We start from the raw sequence: 17,013 nt of genomic DNA on the forward strand, positions 1-17,013 counted from the left end.
TCATAATATTTTACCCTCTTCATTCTCATAAAAAGCATCAATTGATAAGTTTTTTTGGTTGGATGCAAAAACTGCTAAAGCATCACAGCGTTCGTTTTGGGGATGATTATTATGTCCTTTTATCCATTTAAAATCAACCTGATGTTTTCGATAAACCCGCAAAAAGCGCTGCCATAAGTCAGCATTTTTTCTTCCTGTAAAAGCTTTCTTTTCCCATCCTAAAACCCATTTTTTCACAACAGAGTCCACCACATATTTAGAATCAGAAACCACCAGAACCTTCATATTTGGATTTTTTAGCTTTTCGAGACCAACAATCACCGCCAGTAATTCCATTCTGTTATTAGTAGTATACCGAAAACCTTCGTAAAATTCTTTTTTATGCGCGGTTCCTACCAACTCCATCACTACCCCATAACCACCAGGCCCGGGATTTCCCTTTGCAGCTCCGTCAGTATATATATGTACCTGATAATCCAAATTTATGATTTAGCCGTTAACAAATCTTCGACAACTCCCGGAAAATACTTTTGCTCTAATTCATGAATTTTTTCAGCAACTACCTCCGGCGTATCGGTCGTCAATACCGTTACCTGTTTTTGAAAAATAATAGCACCTTCGTCATAATTCTCATTCACATAATGAATGGTTATTCCCGATTCTTTTTCTTTATTCTCCACAACAGCTCTGTGCACATGCATACCATACATTCCTTTTCCACCATATTTTGGCAACAAAGCCGGATGCACATTTATTATTTTATCAGGATAAGCAGCGATAAGAGCATCCGGAAATTTCAATAAAAATCCCGCCAGAACGATTAAATCCGGCTGTATAGCCTTTATTTTTTGAACCAAAACATCCTCATACAACTCCGATTTCGTAAAAATCTCAACTGGAACCGCATGATTTTTAGCTCTGTCTATCACCTTTGCTTTTGCGTTATTTGTAAAAACACTTACAACAGTACCAACAGACCCTCCTTTAAAGTGTCTAATAATATTCTCAGCATTAGTACCGGATCCGGAAGCAAAAACAACAATTTTTTTCATAATTCATCTCATTTAAGCACACAAAAAAAAGAATAAAAAACGAAATTAAATAGCATTAGGAAGTCTTTGTTCAAAATTATTTTTTATTTTAGACGTTACATTTATCAACTAAATGATTGTTTTAAAATAAAGTTTTTTATTTTTGCCACAAATTAAATTCTAAAATTAAAGATTATGTCAGACATTGCATCAAGAGTAAAAGCGATTATCGTAGACAAATTAGGCGTTGACGAAAACGAAGTTGTAACAGAAGCAAGCTTCACTAATGATTTAGGAGCTGACTCATTAGACACTGTTGAGCTTATTATGGAGTTCGAAAAAGAATTTGACATTCAAATTCCAGACGATCAAGCTGAAAACATTGCTACTGTTGGTCAAGCTATTTCTTACATCGAAGAAGCTAAAAAATAATACACTTGCACCCGGTTTCTAAAAATTCTAAAATTTGAATATCCAAATCCCAAAATTGGAATTTGTTTTTTGAAAATTGATATTTTTAGAAATTCGGGTGTTATTATTTTTTTTAAATTAAAAGTCCGATTGAATTTCAATCAATTACACATAATGTAACACCCATGGCTCTTAGGTATAAAAACAAAAGAAAGCGTGGGTTTTGCTTGTTTAAAGATAACAAAATACAGAATATATGGTATTAAGACGAGTTGTTGTAACAGGTTTAGGTGCCCTTACTCCTATTGGAAACAATATAGAAGAGTATTGGAATGGTCTAATTAACGGAGTTAGTGGGGCTGCACCAATAACTTATTTTGATGCTTCAAAATTTAGAACTCAATTTGCTTGCGAACTTAAAAACTTCAATGTTGAAGAATTTATAGATCGAAAAGAAGCCAGAAAAATGGACCGTTATGCTCAATATGCCATGGTTTCTTCTGACGAAGCAATGAAAGACGCTAATTTTGATTTAGAAAAAGTAGACAAAGATCGCGCAGGAGTAATCTGGGGTTCAGGAATTGGAGGTTTAGAAACTTTCCAGATCGAAGTTCTTAATTTTGCTGCTGGTGACGGATCACCTCGATTCAATCCATTTTTTATCCCAAAAATGATTGGTGATATTGCTTGTGGACATATTTCTATAAAATACGGTTTCAGAGGACCTAACTTCGGAACTGTTTCTGCCTGTGCTTCTTCTACAAACGCTATTATTGATGCATTCAACTACATTAGATTAGGTCATGCTGACATCATGGTAACCGGAGGTTCAGAAGCCGCAGTAACTATTGCAGGTATGGGAGGTTTTAATGCTATGCATGCCTTATCAACCAGAAATGACGATCCTAAAACAGCTTCAAGACCAATGGACAAAGACCGTGACGGATTTGTACTTGGAGAAGGTGCGGGAGCCATCATTCTTGAAGAATACGAACATGCTGTAGCACGTGGTGCTAAAATCTATTGCGAAATAGGTGGTGGCGGTATGTCGGCAGATGCGCATCATATTACAGCTCCGCATCCGGAAGGGCTAGGTGCCAGAAACGTAATGCTGAACTGTTTAAGAGATGCCGGTTTAAAACCAACTGATGTTGACGGAGTAAACATGCACGGAACTTCAACACCTCTGGGAGACATGGCTGAAAGTAAAGCAATCGAACAAGTTTTTGGAGAACATGCTTACACCATGAATTTGAATTCAACAAAATCCATGACAGGTCACTTACTGGGAGCTGCAGGAGCAATTGAAACAATTTCTGCTATTCTTTCTATAAAACACGGAATCGTTCCTCCTACTATTAATCATTTCACAGATGATGAAAAAATTGACCCTAAGTTAAACTTCACTTTCAACACGGCTCAAAAAAGAGAAATGAATGTTGTAATGAGTAACACTTTTGGTTTTGGAGGTCATAATGCTTGTGTATTAGTAAAAAAATTAGGAATCTAATTTGATACTATGAGTATATTTAAAAAAATATTCAAGAAATCCCGTTCTCAAGAAGACGGGATTTTTTTTGATGCCATCCAAAAAATTCTTGGTTTTTCCCCAAATGAACTGAATCATTATCACAAAGCCTTTACCCACCGATCTTCAGGAAAACTGGACACTGCTGGTAATGCTATAAGTTACGAACGTTTGGAATTTTTGGGAGACGCTATGTTAAGTTCTGTAATTGCAGCACATTTATTTAACGAAGCACCTTACGGAGACGAGGGCTATCTTACTAAAATGCGCTCTAAAATTGTGAGCCGGGAACACCTAAATGAGTTAGGAAAAGATCTCGACCTGATTCGTTTTGTCGAAAGTAAAGTTCCGGTACAGCATTTTGGCGAAAACATACACGGAAATATTTTTGAATCACTCATTGGAGCCATTTATCTTGACAAAGGTTACCCTTTTTGCGAAAAATTTATCCAACAAAGAGTCATCATCCCTTATGTTGATATTTCCAGACTCGAAGGAAAAGTAATCAGCTACAAAAGTTTAATTATCGAATGGTGTCAAAAAGAAAAAAAACAATTTCATTATGACATTTTTGAAGATAACGCCATAGACGGGCAAAGACTATTTGGAGTCAAATTGAGCATTGACGAAAAAGTAATTGCAAAAGCAAGAGCCACTTCTAAAAAGAAAGCCGAAGAAAAAGCTTCTCAACGCGCCTATTTTGCATTTCAGGAAAAAATGAACAAAAAATAATAGTAATTTCCTCAAAGCTATAACGTTTTCGTTTTAAATTTAACGAAATCATTATATTTTCAACACTTAAACTTCGATAGAAATAGTATATTTACATCTTTATTTTTAATGAAGATGGCTGTTCATAAATTAAGTCTTGACGAATTTGATGAGATTGATTACAACCTTATCGCAATTCATACTTCTTTAGAAGATTACCGATTGGCATATTTTATCAATCAAAAACTTCCTATAAATCTAGCAAAGAGTGCTGATGAAGTTCAAATAAATATCAAAGAAGGAGAAACAAAATTTTCGAGATTTTATTATTATGACGAAGAAAATACTGTTGCCTGGAATTTAGTTCAGAACAAAAACGAGGTTGTTCAGGAACAAAATGATCAAATCCAGAACTTATTTTCAAGTTCGACTGAGAGCATTTCGACAAAAGTCTATCTATTGCCTGAATTTAAAAAAGCCGATTATTTTTTAAAAATAGACAATACCGATGACAGCATTGACATCAATCAAATAAAAACAATATTAAACACTATAGACAACATAACAACAGTTTATACTGTTGATACAGAACAAATAAAATCTAAAAACAATCTAATTTTTTAATGCAAATGATTACAACAAACAAGAAAACTAAAATTGTGGCTACCCTTGGGCCTGCTTGCAGCACAAGAGAAATCATAAAGGACATGGTTGAAGCTGGTGTAAACGTATTTAGAATTAACTTCTCTCATGCTGATTATACTGATGTAGAAAACAGAATAAAAATCATTCGTGATCTTAATGAAGAATTCGGTTATACTACAGCCATACTAGCAGACTTACAAGGACCTAAACTTCGTGTTGGGGTAATGAACGACGGTGTTGTTGTTAACGATGGTGATTTAATCACATTTACTACAGCCGAAGACATTATTGGAACTGCTGAAAGAGTTTTCATGAAATACCAAAACTTTCCAAACGATGTTAATCCGGGAGAAAGAATCTTATTGGATGATGGAAAATTAATTTTCGAAATCGTTTCTACTGATAAAAAATCAGAAGTAGTTGCTAAAGTAGTTCAGGGTGGTGAATTAAAATCTAAAAAAGGAGTTAACCTTCCTAATACTAAAATTTCTCTTCCAGCTTTGACTGAAAAAGATATTGCTGACGCTATTTTTGCAATTGGTCAAAAAGTAGATTGGATTGCACTTTCTTTCGTAAAAACACCTCAGGATTTAAAAGATCTTCAAGACTTAATAGCTGAGCATTCTGAAAACAAAATTCCAATTGTTGCCAAAATCGAAATGCCGGAAGCATTAGAAAACATGGATAAAATTGTGGCTTACTGTGACGCATTAATGGTGGCTCGTGGAGACCTTGGAGTGGAACTTCCTGCTCACGAAGTGCCATTGGTACAAAAAGACTTAATCCGCAGAGCTAAAACTGCCAGAATCCCTGTTATCGTTGCTACGCAAATGATGGAAACCATGATTACCAGCTTAACTCCTACCAGAGCCGAAGTTAACGACGTAGCTAACTCAGTAATGGACGGTGCTGATGCGGTAATGCTTTCGGGAGAAACTGCTGCCGGAAATTACCCAGTACAGGTAATCCAAAAAATGACTCAAATTTGTGAGGCCGTAGAAAACTCTGATTTAATTCAGGTACCACAAAACACTCCACAAATCAAAACGAATCGTTTTATCACAAAAACCATCTGTCGTCAGGCGGCTGAAATGTCTAATACGATTCAGGCAAAAGCAATTTCTACAATGACTAATAGTGGTTATACTGCTTTTCAATTATCAGCCTGGAGACCTAAAACTTCTGAAATTTTAGTTTTTACTTCAAACAAAAGAATCCTTACCCAATTGAGTTTACTATGGGGGGTTAGAACTTATTTCTACGACAAAGAAGAAAGTACCGACACAACTGTAACTGATATCAACAAAATCGCTAAAGAAAAAGGACATGTTGCAGCTGGTGATTATATCATCAATCTGGCTTCTATGCCTATTTCCGAAAAAGGAATGGTAAACACTATGAGAGTTTCAGAAATCAGTTAAATCTCTTTTCTTCAACACAAAAATACATTCAAAAGCAAATACAGCTTTTGAATAAAAAATAAAAATGACCGATTTTGAAATTCAATTTCGGTCATTTTTTTGTTTTCAAAACAGCATGATTAACCAGCAATAAGTTATACGAAATCAATTATTTACAAATTGATATTTTGAATTTCTATTTTTCGTAACTTGTACAGTATAACCTAATACCCAAAAAATCATGAAAAAGTCTCAATTATTTATCTTTGGTGCTGCGTTATTAACAGCACTGATTATTTCCTGTAATCAAAAGCGAAACAACTTAGTCAACACCTGGAAAGTTACCGGAGTAGAAGCCAAAACACCTCAGCTTGATTCTGTCAAAAACGACATTCTAAGCAATGGAACTTTGACTTTTACTAAGGACGGACATGTAAGCGGCTATCTGGAAAGCGAAATAAATGACGGTACCTATGCCTTGACCAAAAAAGGCAAAAATCTGGTCATCAAAGATGAAAACGGCACTCCATTCTCTTTTGAAAGCACCATAACAGATGACCAAGTGATATTAGACAGCGATAAAATGAAGATTACACTGAGCAGTAATTAAACATTTCAATATCTTAAACAAAAAAGTTTCATTGCTACAAATAGGTTTGTGGAAATGAAACTTTTTATTTTAACCAATTCAATACCACAAAAAAAGAACAATCTGTAATCCCAAAAGTCCAATAATTATATGGAAATTTACATCCTGAAATAATCTAAGGTAAAATGACACAAATTAGCATACTGGGTTGCGGATGGCTGGGATTGCCTTTGGCGAAAGCCTTACTGAAAGAAAACTTTTTAGTTAAAGGTTCAACCACATCAACCGAAAAACTGGAAACATTAACAAATGCCGGAATTCAAAGCTTTTTATTAACCTTAGATTCCAATACTGTTCCGAATATATTTGCTGATTTTTTAGCAGGAAGCAAAACCCTGATTATTGCCATTCCGCCTAAATTAAGAGGAAAAAACAAGGATTATTCCGATGCTCAGCATAATTCTTTTGTCAAAAAAATCGAAAATCTATTGCCTTTTATTGAAAAATCTTCTGTAGAAAACGTGCTTTTCATCAGTTCGACAGCAGTTTACGGTGAAGCTAATGAGATAATTGACCAAAACAGTCCTGCTGTTCCTGTTACCGAAAGCGGTAAACAATTATTGGAAATTGAGCAATTATTATTAGCGAATACTCATTTCAAAACTACTATTTTGCGTTTTGGAGGTTTAATTGGCGAAGACCGCAATCCCGCACGATTCTTAGCCGGGAAAGAAAATGTTCCTAATCCCGAAGCGCCAATCAACTTAATTGATCTCAAAGATTGTATCGGCATTATTCTGAAAATTATTGAAACAAACTGCTGGAACACAACTCTAAATGCGGTAACTCCTTTTCATCCCAGCAGGGAAGTCTATTATACCGAAAAAGCGGTAGCCGAAAATTTGGTTCCACCTACATTTAACTATCAAAATCCTTCGACAGGAAAAACCATTTTAAGTGATTATTTGATAGAAAAACTGAACTATACTTTTATAAAAAAAACATTATAACCCATTGCTTACTAAGATAAAAAACAGCTTTTCAACTAAAATCAATGCCATTGGACTACCCATTCTGGCACTGATTTGGGTTGGTTTTTTCTGGGGCACTACCTGGATTGCTTCCAAAGAAGGAGTGCGCTATATTCCGGGAATTCAAATGGCAGCTATTCGTCAGTTTATTGCGGGATTACTTTATATTGTCTTTTTTTTGCTTACTAAAGCTCCCTGGCCTAAAGGCAAACAATGGAAAACCATCGTTATCCTTGCCATTTTGAATTTTACCTTAAGTAATGGTTTGAGTACAGCGGGTGTAAAATACATCAGCAGCGGATTAGGTGCTATTATTGCTGCTATTTTCCCTATTTGGGTGGTACTCATTTCTTTTTTTAGAGGGGAACGTATTGCTAAATTAGCCGTAACAGGCACCCTGATTAGTTTTGCAGGTATTTGTGTTATCTTTTATGAACATCTGGGCGATTTCCTGATTCCTGATTTCAGACTGGGAATTATACTATCGGTTATTGCTACCATTACATGGGCTTTTGGCACCTTATATACCAAGAAAAAAGCAGCTACTTTCAATCCTTATTTCAGTCTTGGATTGCAAATGTTTATATCGGGTCTGCTTTTATTTGCCTACAACGGTGCTACCGGAATTTCGGTTAATCTTAACCAAATTCCGCTTAACACATGGCTTGCCATAGCTTATCTGGTCATTGTAGGTTCCTTAATCACTTTTACCGTTTTTATCTATTCCTTACAGCATCTCCCTCCCGAAGTCAGTAGTCTTTATGCCTATATGAATCCCGTGGTGGCGGTTCTTTTAGGTTCGATTATTTTTGGCGAAAGCCTGAGTATTTCAATTGCATTAGGCGGAATTGTCACTCTTTTTGGTTTGTACCTGGTCAATCAATCGCTACGAAAAAGCCGTAAAAAAACAAACATTTTAATTAAATAAAGAGCATCCTGATTTCCAATACAGTTTTTGTATTTTTGCAAAAAAAATTCATGAAATCTGTTTTATATAAATACCGCATTTTCATTGGTATCTTTGTAGTTTTTTCGGCAATTACGCTTAGTCTTTTTTACAATGCGCTAAAGCCTCAAAAAACGCTTCCTATTTACAATCCTGCCGATGTAAATCCGGAACTGGTGGACAGCACCGTGCAATATGTGAGTAAATACCATACAATTGCTGATTTTTCGTTTACGAATCAAAACGGAAAAACCATTACTCAAAAAGATTACGAAGGAAAAATTTATGTGGCTGATTTCTTTTTCACAACCTGTGGTACTATTTGCCCTAAAATGACCACCAATTTAGCCGAAGTTCAAAAAGCAATTCGCAATAATCCCAAAGTAATGTTGTTGTCGCACACCGTTTTTCCCGAAGTGGATAGTGTACCGGTGCTAAAAAGATATGCTTTAGATCATGGTGTTGACGATAGCAAATGGAATTTGGTTACGGGAGACAAAAAGGAAATTTATAAGATGGCCAGAAAATCCTATTTGGCTGTAAAACTGGGCAAACCCAGCCAATTATACGATATGGTTCATACCGAAAATTTTGTATTGGTAGATACTAAAAAAAGAGTTCGCGGTTTTTATGACGGTACTAAAAAAGAAGACATCCGGAAATTAATTGAAGACATTCAGTTTTTAAGCAACGGAAAAGAAGCAGATTAAAAAACAACTTTTATGCTTTAATTAACGCTATTTGAAGCATAAAACGCCGCAATTAGTATTCGATTTTACAATATAATACGTATTTTTACAATCTTAATTCAATCTAAATAAGACTTTGCGTACCACTATACATTCATTACGAAAAAACGAAAAAGCAATTATCAAAGATTTTGATATCGACATCATTCCTTTAAAGTTACTTGAAATGGGTTGCTTGCCGGGAAACACGGTCGAATTACTTCAAATAGCTCCTTTTGGAGATCCGTTGTATTTAGATGTCAATGGTTCTCATCTGGCTATTCGTCTGGAAACTGCCAAAGAAATTGAAGTAGAACTTATCAAAAATGCGCTTTAATGATTCATCAAAATATTAACGTAGCTTTAATTGGAAATCCCAACGTAGGGAAGACTTCGGTTTTTAATCAACTTACAGGTTTAAACCAACAGGTAGGGAATTATCCGGGAATTACGGTAGAGAAAAAAATAGGTTTTTGCAAATTGCCTCATAATATCAAAGCCAACATTCTTGATTTACCGGGAACGTACAGCTTAAACGCCAGTTCTATTGATGAAAATGTGGTAATAGAATTGCTTTTAAATAAAAACGACAAGTTGTATCCTGATGTCGCATTAGTAGTTTCTGATGTTGAAAATCTAAAGAGAAACTTACTGCTTTTTACCCAAATCAAAGACCTTGAAATTCCAACTATCTTAGTTATTAATATGGCTGACCGCATGGAAAGCAAAGGAATTTCTCTTGATATTCCGTTTCTGGAAGAGCAATTAAAAACAAAAATTGCACTAATCAGTTCGAGAAAATCACAAGGAATTGAGGAACTTAAAGACCTTATTGTAACCTACAAATCCATTTCGACCGAACCTTGTTTGAATGCCTCGATTATTGATAAAGAATATTTTAACAATTTACAAAAAGCCTTTCCGGACTTGTTATTGTACAAACTTTGGTTAGTAATCACGCAGGATGTTAACTTTTTAAATTTAGAAAGAAAAAAAATCCAGAGTTCGTTTACCAAATCGCACAGCGAATTAAAACGCTTACAGCAGCAGGAAACCATCAAACGTTACCAGTTTATCAATGATGTTTTAAAAGTAGGATTAACTGTTGACAGCAGTGTGGCAAAAGATTTTCGTTCTAAATTAGACCGTGTATTAACCCATAAATTTTGGGGATACATTATTTTCTTTGCCATTCTTTTTGTGATTTTCCAATCTATATTTAATTGGTCTTCAATTCCAATGGATTTCATCGACAGTACTTTTGCTTCCTTAAGTAATATGGCTGCCGAGGAACTTCCTTCGGGCATTTTAACCGATTTAATTTCACAGGGAATCATTCCCGGAATTGGAGGAATCCTGATTTTTATTCCACAAATTGCCTTTTTATTTCTATTTATCTCCATACTAGAAGAAAGTGGCTATATGAGCCGTGTGGTTTTTATTATGGACAAAATCATGCGCCGTTTTGGGTTATCAGGAAAAAGTGTCGTTCCGTTAATCTCCGGAACTGCCTGTGCCATTCCCGCGATCATGGCTACCCGAAATATCGAAAGCTGGAAAGAACGTCTCATTACCATTCTGGTCACTCCGTTTACCACTTGTTCGGCCCGATTACCCGTTTATGCCATTATCATTGCGCTGGTAATCCCTAATGACCGCATATTGGGATTTTTAAATCTTCAAGGACTGGCGTTGATGTTATTGTATCTTTTAGGTTTTGGGATGGCAATATTTTCGGCTTATATCCTGAATAAAATTATGAAAATAAGTGGCAAAACTTTCTTTGTAGTCGAAATGCCCAACTACAAACTGCCATTATTTAAAAACGTTGCCATCAATGTAGTTGAAAAAACAAAAGCTTTTATCTCGGGAGCAGGAAAGATAATCTTAGCTATTTCGATTATCTTATGGTTTTTAGCCTCTTACGGACCCGGAAAAGATTTTAACGAAGCCGAAACTATTGTAAAAGAAAGAACAGCCGAAAAGCCTTTAAACGAAGTAGATTTTGAAAATGCCGTTGCTTCTCAAAAACTGGAGAATTCATACATCGGGATTATGGGAAAAACCATCGAACCGGTTATTTCTCCCTTAGGATACGACTGGAAAATAGGTATTGCCATCATTAGTTCTTTTGCCGCCAGAGAAGTATTTGTAGGAACCCTGGCAACTATTTACAGCGTGGGCGGAACAGACAACGAAACGACTATTAAAAACAAAATGGCATCTGAAATTCATCCTGAAACAGGAACTAAAATATTCAATTTTGCCAGCGGAATATCGTTATTGTTATTCTATGCTTTTGCCTTGCAATGTGCCAGTACACTTGCCATCACTAAAAAGGAAACCAACAGTTGGAAATGGCCTCTGGGGCAATTACTTTTCATGAGTAGTTTTGCTTATCTGACAGCCTTATTAGCTTATCAAATTTTAAAATAAATCCGATATGTTTCAGGAAATTATAGCCTTTTTAATCCTTGGTATTGCCGTTGTTTATCTTTTTCAAAAATTCTTTTTAAAGAAGAAAAAAAAGGATAAAAATTGCGGAGGTGACGATTGTGGGTGTCATTAATATTTTCCGAACAGAAAAATTATTCAAAATTATTACCGCAAATTCGCAAATTATTTCTCTTTCAAAAGAAATTAAAATTTGCGAATTTGCGGTAAATTTTCTTTATACAACTAAGATAGTTTCACAAATAAATTACTGGCAATTTTATTCGAAATATTTAAATGTTGTTCACCCACTTTGATTCGAAGCGACAAATCGAAACTTTCTTTTCCTAAAATTTCAATTGTAGAACCCAAAGCAATTCCTTGTTTATCCAGGTATTTTAAAAATTCTGAAGATGTATCTTTTACCCCCACACAAATCCCTTTTTGTCCTTCAGCCAACTCCGAAAGTAATTGTTTATCAATTTTAGGAAGCAATCCCTGCGCATTAGGAATAGGATCACCATGAGGATCTTCGGTAGGATTCCCTAAAAAATCATCAAGTTTATTAATCAGTTTTTCCGATTTGATGTGTTCCAATTGTTCGGCAATATCATGCACTTCATCCCAGGAAAAAGCTAATTTTTCGACCAGGAAAACTTCCCAAAGACGGTGTTTTCTAACAATCATTTTAGCCTCTAATTTCCCCTTATCGGTTAGTGTAACACCCTGGTATTTTTTATAATTAACCAAATCTTTTTCGGCCAACTTCTTCAACATATCCGTCACCGAAGAGGCCTTAGTTTCCATTACTTCGGCAATGGCATTAGTGCTTACTCCCGATCCGGAAACTACGGTAAGATGGTATATCGCTTTAAGATAATTTTCTTCTGAAAAAGTCATTGGATTGCAGATTTTAGATTGCAGATTTTAGATTGCAGATTTTAGGAATCTGAAATTAAAATCTTAATACTTGATACAACTTACTTAATACTTTTATTTTTTAACAATCAACAAAGGTATCGAAATTTTATGTCTTAATTTATCGACGGTAGTACCAAAAACCAAATCTTTAAAGCCCGTATGGCCGTGAGTTCCCATCACCAAAATATCAAAACCGGCTTTGTTGACAATAGCAGGAATCACCTTATTAGGTTTACCAAATCCCAATTCGGTTGCTACGTTGAATCCTTTTTGCGAAAGCATCTCTTTGTATTGCAATAATAACTTCTCGTCGATTAAGGTTTCATGATCGTCTATTTTTTCGCCATAAACCATCGCTCCAACCGTTTCTACTACGTGAATCAAAGTATATTTAGCATCCATGCCTCCCAATTCGAAAGCACTGTTTAAAGCAATTTCATCAGCAGAAGAAAAATCGACCGAAACCGCTATATTTTTTTTAGTATAACTTTCTGATTTTGAAAATTGCAGTTTCAAATGGTGTGGTGAATGATTTTGAATGTCCTGTTTTGCCTTAGTAATAAAGGGTTTAAAAACAATAAAAAGTAGCAATCCTAAGAAGAAAAATGCCAACGGAACAACTGTAAGCCATAACACAATAGGATTTTCTGAAATTTCAAGCCAATCTGTAATTTCATTATAAACTAATTTGGCATTCAGTGAAACAATAATCGAAGCAATAATCCAGGCAGCAATTTGAGTGATTCTGGAAACCTGAAATCCTTTCATTTTTGTTTTATCACTCACAAAATGGATCAACGGAATGATAGCAAAACCCAATTGTAAACTCAAAATTACCTGACTTAAAATCAATAATTTTCCGGTTACGCTTTCGCCAAAAACATAAATCACAATAACTGCCGGAACAATGGCAATTAATCGGGTAATGATTCTTCGTACCCAAGGTTGGATTCTTAAATTCAAATAACCCTCCATCACAATTTGTCCTGCCAAAGTTCCTGTAATTGTCGAACTTTGTCCCGCTGCAATTAAGGCTACAGCAAATAAAACAGGTGCCCATTTAGTCCCTAAAAGAGGTTGTAAAAATTTATGAGCATCCTGAATTTCGGCAACTTCATACATTCCGTTTCTGTAAAATGTGGCTGCTGCCAAAATTAAAATAGCAGCATTGACTAAGAAAGCTAAATTCAAAGCAATGGTCGAATCGATAAAATTATATTTCAATGCCTGCTTGATTCCAGCCGGACTTCTGTCAAAATTTCTGGTTTGTACTAATGAAGAATGCAGGTACAAATTGTGCGGCATAACCGTTGCCCCGATAATCCCGATGGCAATATACAAAGCGGCTTCACTAGGTATCGAAGGCACTAAACCATAGACTACTTTATCCAGTTCAGGCTGGGCAAAAATCATTTCGAAAACAAACGAAAACCCAATAATTGCTACTAATACAATAATAAAAGCTTCCATTTTTCGGATACCTTTATTAATTAAAAAAAGCAGTAAAAAGGTATCCAGAACCGTGATTAAAACCCCTTCAATAAGCGGAATATCAAACAATAAATTAATCCCGATTGCCATTCCTAAAACTTCGGCAAGATCGCAGGCAGCAATAGCTATTTCGGCTAAAAAATAAAGAATATAATTAACCGGTTTAGAGTAGGTTTCTCTTGAGGCCTGCGCCAAATCACGCTGGGTAACAATTCCAAGTCTTGCGCTTAAACTTTGCAACAACAAAGCCATTAAATTACTCATCAATAAAACCCATAACAACGAATAACCAAACTGACTTCCTCCTGCAATATCAGTGGCCCAGTTTCCGGGATCCATATAACCCACGCTTACCAAATAAGCAGGACCAAAAAAAGCAAGTATCTTTCTAAAAACGGACTTTTTATTCTGTGTTGAAACGGACTGATGAACTTCTTCGAGTGATTTTCCCATTGTATTGTAACTAATTAAGGCAAATATATAGAAAAATCACATGAATCAAATATTTTTTTTAGTCAAGTCTAAATTTAAGCGCATCACGGGCACAAGCCCGATAATGTAAAATTGACTTCTTTGACCAAATAATTTTCAGGAAGCTTAAAACAGGGTTCTACCTAATCCAAACAAGTAACCAAATGGCATTTTAAGAAAAAAAACGTCTAATACACCATACAGAATAACTATTTTTGGTCATGAAAACAGTGCGGGACACTAATTTTCTTTCAAAAAATAACTCAAGGGCATACAGCAATGTATGCCTTTTTTGTATGATAAAGAATTCATTTAGAACTTAAACAATTGGTTTTCTGAATTAATTTAAAATTTTGTTTCGTTAATCAAATATTATTTTTAGTTTTGTCTAAATATTTGTTTATTACAAACTAAATCATAATTGTGAAAAATCTAATTTTATCTTTTGTCTTTCTTTTACCAACACTTATTTTAGCTCAAACCAGCATCAAGGGAAGGATTATGTCGGAAGGAACACCATTGCATCAGGCTAACCTTGTTTTAAAGAAATCCAAGCTTTCGACTATGAGCGATACAGAAGGTTTTTATACTTTTAAAAACATCAATCCGGGCGAGTATGAAATTGTTGCTTCCTATTCCGGTTTAAAAACTGAAACTCAAAAAATCATTATTACTGATACTACTGCGGTTATTATTGATTTTTATCTAAAAGAAAATAATACTCTGGATGAAGTGGTGGTTACAGGAACACTCAAAGCGGTTAACCGTATGGAAAGTCCGGTTCCTGTAGAGGTTTACAAACCGGCTTTTTTCAAAAAAAATCCAACCGCCAATGTTTTCGAAGCTTTGCAAAACGTCAATGGTGTACGTCCACAATTAAATTGCAATGTTTGTAATACGGGAGATATTCACATCAACGGACTCGAAGGACCTTATACTTTAGTTTTAATAGACGGAATGCCTATTGTGAGCGGACTTTCAACCGTTTATGGTTTATCGGGAATCCCTAACTCTTTACTGGAACGAATAGAAATCGTAAAAGGACCTGCTTCTTCACTTTACGGAAGTGAAGCTGTAGGTGGTTTAATCAATATTATTACTAAAAACCCAAAAAATGCAGCTGTTTTCTCAGCTGATGCTTTTACTACCGATTGGGGAGAAATGAATATTGATTTAGGTTTCAAAGGAAATGTCAGCAAAACGGCTTCGGTATTAACCGGAATTAATTATTTCAATTACAGCAATCCTATTGATAACAATAACGATAATTTCACTGATGTAACTTTGCAAGACCGAACTTCAGTTTTTCAAAAATGGAACTTCAATCGAAAAAGCAACAAACTGTTTTCCATGGCCGGACGCTTTTTCTACGAAGACCGATGGGGTGGTGAATTGCAATGGGAGAAAAAATACCGCGGCGGAAGTGATGTTTATGGAGAAAGTATCTATACCAAACGCTGGGAATTATTAGGAGCTTATGAATTGCCTTTTACAGAAAAGATGCTGTTTTCTTTTTCATACACCGATCACGATCAAAATTCGGTTTATGGGAATACTCCCTATCTGGCAAAACAACGCATCGGTTTTGGACAATTGACTTGGGACAAAAAAATAGCATCACATGATATGCTCTTTGGAACAGCTCTCCGTTATCAATATTATAACGACAATACACCTGCAACAACACAGGAAGACATTAATTGGATTCCGAGTTTATTTGTTCAGGACGAAATAACTTTAGCCGAAAAACACAAATTGCTTTTAGGCGCACGCTATGATTACAACCGCAATCACGGTTCTATTTTTACACCCAGACTGGCATACAAATGGAAAATCAACGATAATAATATTGTTCGATTCAATACCGGAACCGGTTTTAGAATTGTCAATCTGTTTACCGAAGAACATGCCGCTCTGACCGGATCTCGCGATGTAATTGTTTTAGAAGAATTAAAACCCGAACGTTCGTACAATGCGAATTTGAATTACCTGAAAAAAATATACACTAAAAACGGCAATTTCATCGGCTTGGAAACCTCGGCATGGTACACGCATTTTACCAATTCGATTATACCTGATTATGATACTAATCCGAATCAGATTATTTATAAAAATTTAGATGGATATGCCATTACCAAAGGAATCAGTACCAATATTGATATGGTTTTTCAAAACGGTCTCAAAGTCATTGTAGGTGCAACGTTAATGGATGTTTCCAAAACCGAAGACGGAATAAAAACCCGTCAGATGTTGACCGAAAAATTTACAGGAACCTGGGCTATTTCGTACCGAATTAACAAACTTTTCCTGGATATAGATTACACCGGAAATCTCTACGGACCGATGCGTTTACCTACTTTGGGCGAATTGGATCCGAGAAAAGACTATTCGCCTACCTGGAGTATTCAAAACATTCAGTTCACTTTCAATAAATTTAAAAATATCGAAATTTATGCCGGTATAAAAAATCTGTTGAACTGGACCCCGAACAAAGGAAATCCGTTTATTATTGCCCGCGCCAACGATCCATTCGACAAAAATGTTGAATATGACACTAACGGAAATGTTCAGGCAACTCCTGATAACCCGTATGCTTTGACTTTTGATCCAGGTTATGTTTATGGTCCCAACCAAGGCATTCGCAGCTTTTTCGGATTGCGTTATACTTTAAAATAAG

Annotated in this window: 17 protein-coding genes; 13 read left to right on the plus strand and 4 right to left on the minus strand. The window is 35.4% G+C overall.

Annotated features, from left to right (window positions below):
• Both rnhA and purN read right to left on the minus strand, forming a co-directional pair.
• Positions 1-480, minus strand: a complete 480-nt coding sequence (gene rnhA / locus IEV84_RS02255; protein ID WP_188491998.1) for a ribonuclease HI — start codon at positions 478-480, stop codon at positions 1-3.
• A gap of 2 nt (positions 481-482) precedes the next feature.
• Positions 483-1,052, minus strand: coding sequence for a phosphoribosylglycinamide formyltransferase (gene purN, locus IEV84_RS02260; protein WP_188492000.1), 570 nt, complete (start codon positions 1,050-1,052; stop codon positions 483-485).
• A 174-nt stretch (positions 1,053-1,226) separates the two neighbouring features.
• Here purN and IEV84_RS02265 point away from each other — a divergent pair, with 174 nt between their 5' ends.
• The 12 genes from IEV84_RS02265 to IEV84_RS02320 all read left to right on the plus strand — a co-directional run bounded on the left by IEV84_RS02265 (position 1,227) and on the right by IEV84_RS02320 (position 11,589).
• The gene (locus IEV84_RS02265) at positions 1,227-1,463 is read left to right on the plus strand and encodes an acyl carrier protein (protein ID WP_007137004.1); all 237 of its coding nucleotides are present in this window, start codon (positions 1,227-1,229) and stop codon (positions 1,461-1,463) included.
• A gap of 235 nt (positions 1,464-1,698) precedes the next feature.
• Positions 1,699-2,952, plus strand: coding sequence for a beta-ketoacyl-ACP synthase II (fabF, locus tag IEV84_RS02270; protein WP_188492001.1), 1,254 nt, complete (start codon positions 1,699-1,701; stop codon positions 2,950-2,952).
• A gap of 9 nt (positions 2,953-2,961) precedes the next feature.
• Positions 2,962-3,702, plus strand: a complete 741-nt coding sequence (gene rnc, locus IEV84_RS02275) for a ribonuclease III (protein WP_188492003.1) — start codon at positions 2,962-2,964, stop codon at positions 3,700-3,702.
• Positions 3,703-3,816: 114 nt separating this feature from the next.
• Positions 3,817-4,305 (plus strand): IPExxxVDY family protein, encoded by a 489-nt coding sequence (locus tag IEV84_RS02280; protein ID WP_188492005.1) that lies wholly within the window; start codon positions 3,817-3,819, stop codon positions 4,303-4,305.
• 8 nt (positions 4,306-4,313) lie between these two features.
• Positions 4,314-5,747, plus strand: a complete 1,434-nt coding sequence (gene pyk, locus IEV84_RS02285; protein ID WP_188492959.1) for a pyruvate kinase — start codon at positions 4,314-4,316, stop codon at positions 5,745-5,747.
• Between the two features lie 220 nt (positions 5,748-5,967).
• The gene (locus tag IEV84_RS02290) at positions 5,968-6,336 is read left to right on the plus strand and encodes a hypothetical protein (RefSeq protein WP_188492007.1); all 369 of its coding nucleotides are present in this window, start codon (positions 5,968-5,970) and stop codon (positions 6,334-6,336) included.
• Positions 6,337-6,500: 164 nt separating this feature from the next.
• Positions 6,501-7,325: an NAD-dependent epimerase/dehydratase family protein gene (locus tag IEV84_RS02295; RefSeq protein WP_188492009.1), complete on the plus strand. Its 825-nt coding sequence runs from the start codon at positions 6,501-6,503 to the stop codon at positions 7,323-7,325.
• A gap of 4 nt (positions 7,326-7,329) precedes the next feature.
• The gene (locus IEV84_RS02300) at positions 7,330-8,274 is read left to right on the plus strand and encodes a DMT family transporter (RefSeq protein WP_188492011.1); all 945 of its coding nucleotides are present in this window, start codon (positions 7,330-7,332) and stop codon (positions 8,272-8,274) included.
• Between the two features lie 50 nt (positions 8,275-8,324).
• Positions 8,325-9,002 (plus strand): SCO family protein, encoded by a 678-nt coding sequence (locus IEV84_RS02305; protein WP_188492012.1) that lies wholly within the window; start codon positions 8,325-8,327, stop codon positions 9,000-9,002.
• 115 nt (positions 9,003-9,117) lie between these two features.
• Positions 9,118-9,357, plus strand: coding sequence for a FeoA family protein (locus IEV84_RS02310; RefSeq protein ID WP_188492013.1), 240 nt, complete (start codon positions 9,118-9,120; stop codon positions 9,355-9,357).
• A complete protein-coding gene (gene feoB / locus IEV84_RS02315; RefSeq protein ID WP_188492014.1) occupies positions 9,357-11,456 on the plus strand; it encodes a ferrous iron transport protein B in 2,100 nt (699 codons plus the stop codon). The genes IEV84_RS02310 and feoB overlap by 1 nt, the downstream gene beginning before the upstream one ends.
• Before the next feature lie 7 nt (positions 11,457-11,463).
• Positions 11,464-11,589, plus strand: coding sequence for a FeoB-associated Cys-rich membrane protein (locus IEV84_RS02320; RefSeq protein WP_188492015.1), 126 nt, complete (start codon positions 11,464-11,466; stop codon positions 11,587-11,589).
• Positions 11,590-11,699: 110 nt separating this feature from the next.
• Here IEV84_RS02320 and IEV84_RS02325 read toward each other — a convergent pair whose 3' ends face one another.
• Together IEV84_RS02325 and IEV84_RS02330 are read right to left on the minus strand one after the other, a co-directional pair.
• Complete coding sequence (locus tag IEV84_RS02325; RefSeq protein WP_188492016.1) at positions 11,700-12,353, minus strand: metal-dependent transcriptional regulator; 654 nt, start codon at positions 12,351-12,353, stop codon at positions 11,700-11,702.
• 93 nt (positions 12,354-12,446) lie between these two features.
• Positions 12,447-14,318: an Nramp family divalent metal transporter gene (locus IEV84_RS02330; protein ID WP_188492017.1), complete on the minus strand. Its 1,872-nt coding sequence runs from the start codon at positions 14,316-14,318 to the stop codon at positions 12,447-12,449.
• 441 nt (positions 14,319-14,759) lie between these two features.
• Here IEV84_RS02330 and IEV84_RS02335 point away from each other — a divergent pair, with 441 nt between their 5' ends.
• Positions 14,760-17,012: a TonB-dependent receptor gene (locus tag IEV84_RS02335; protein ID WP_188492018.1), complete on the plus strand. Its 2,253-nt coding sequence runs from the start codon at positions 14,760-14,762 to the stop codon at positions 17,010-17,012.
• Position 17,013: the final 1 nt, after the last annotated feature.

The organism is Flavobacterium palustre (genome assembly GCF_014639535.1).
GTDB lineage: Bacteria > Bacteroidota > Bacteroidia > Flavobacteriales > Flavobacteriaceae > Flavobacterium > Flavobacterium palustre.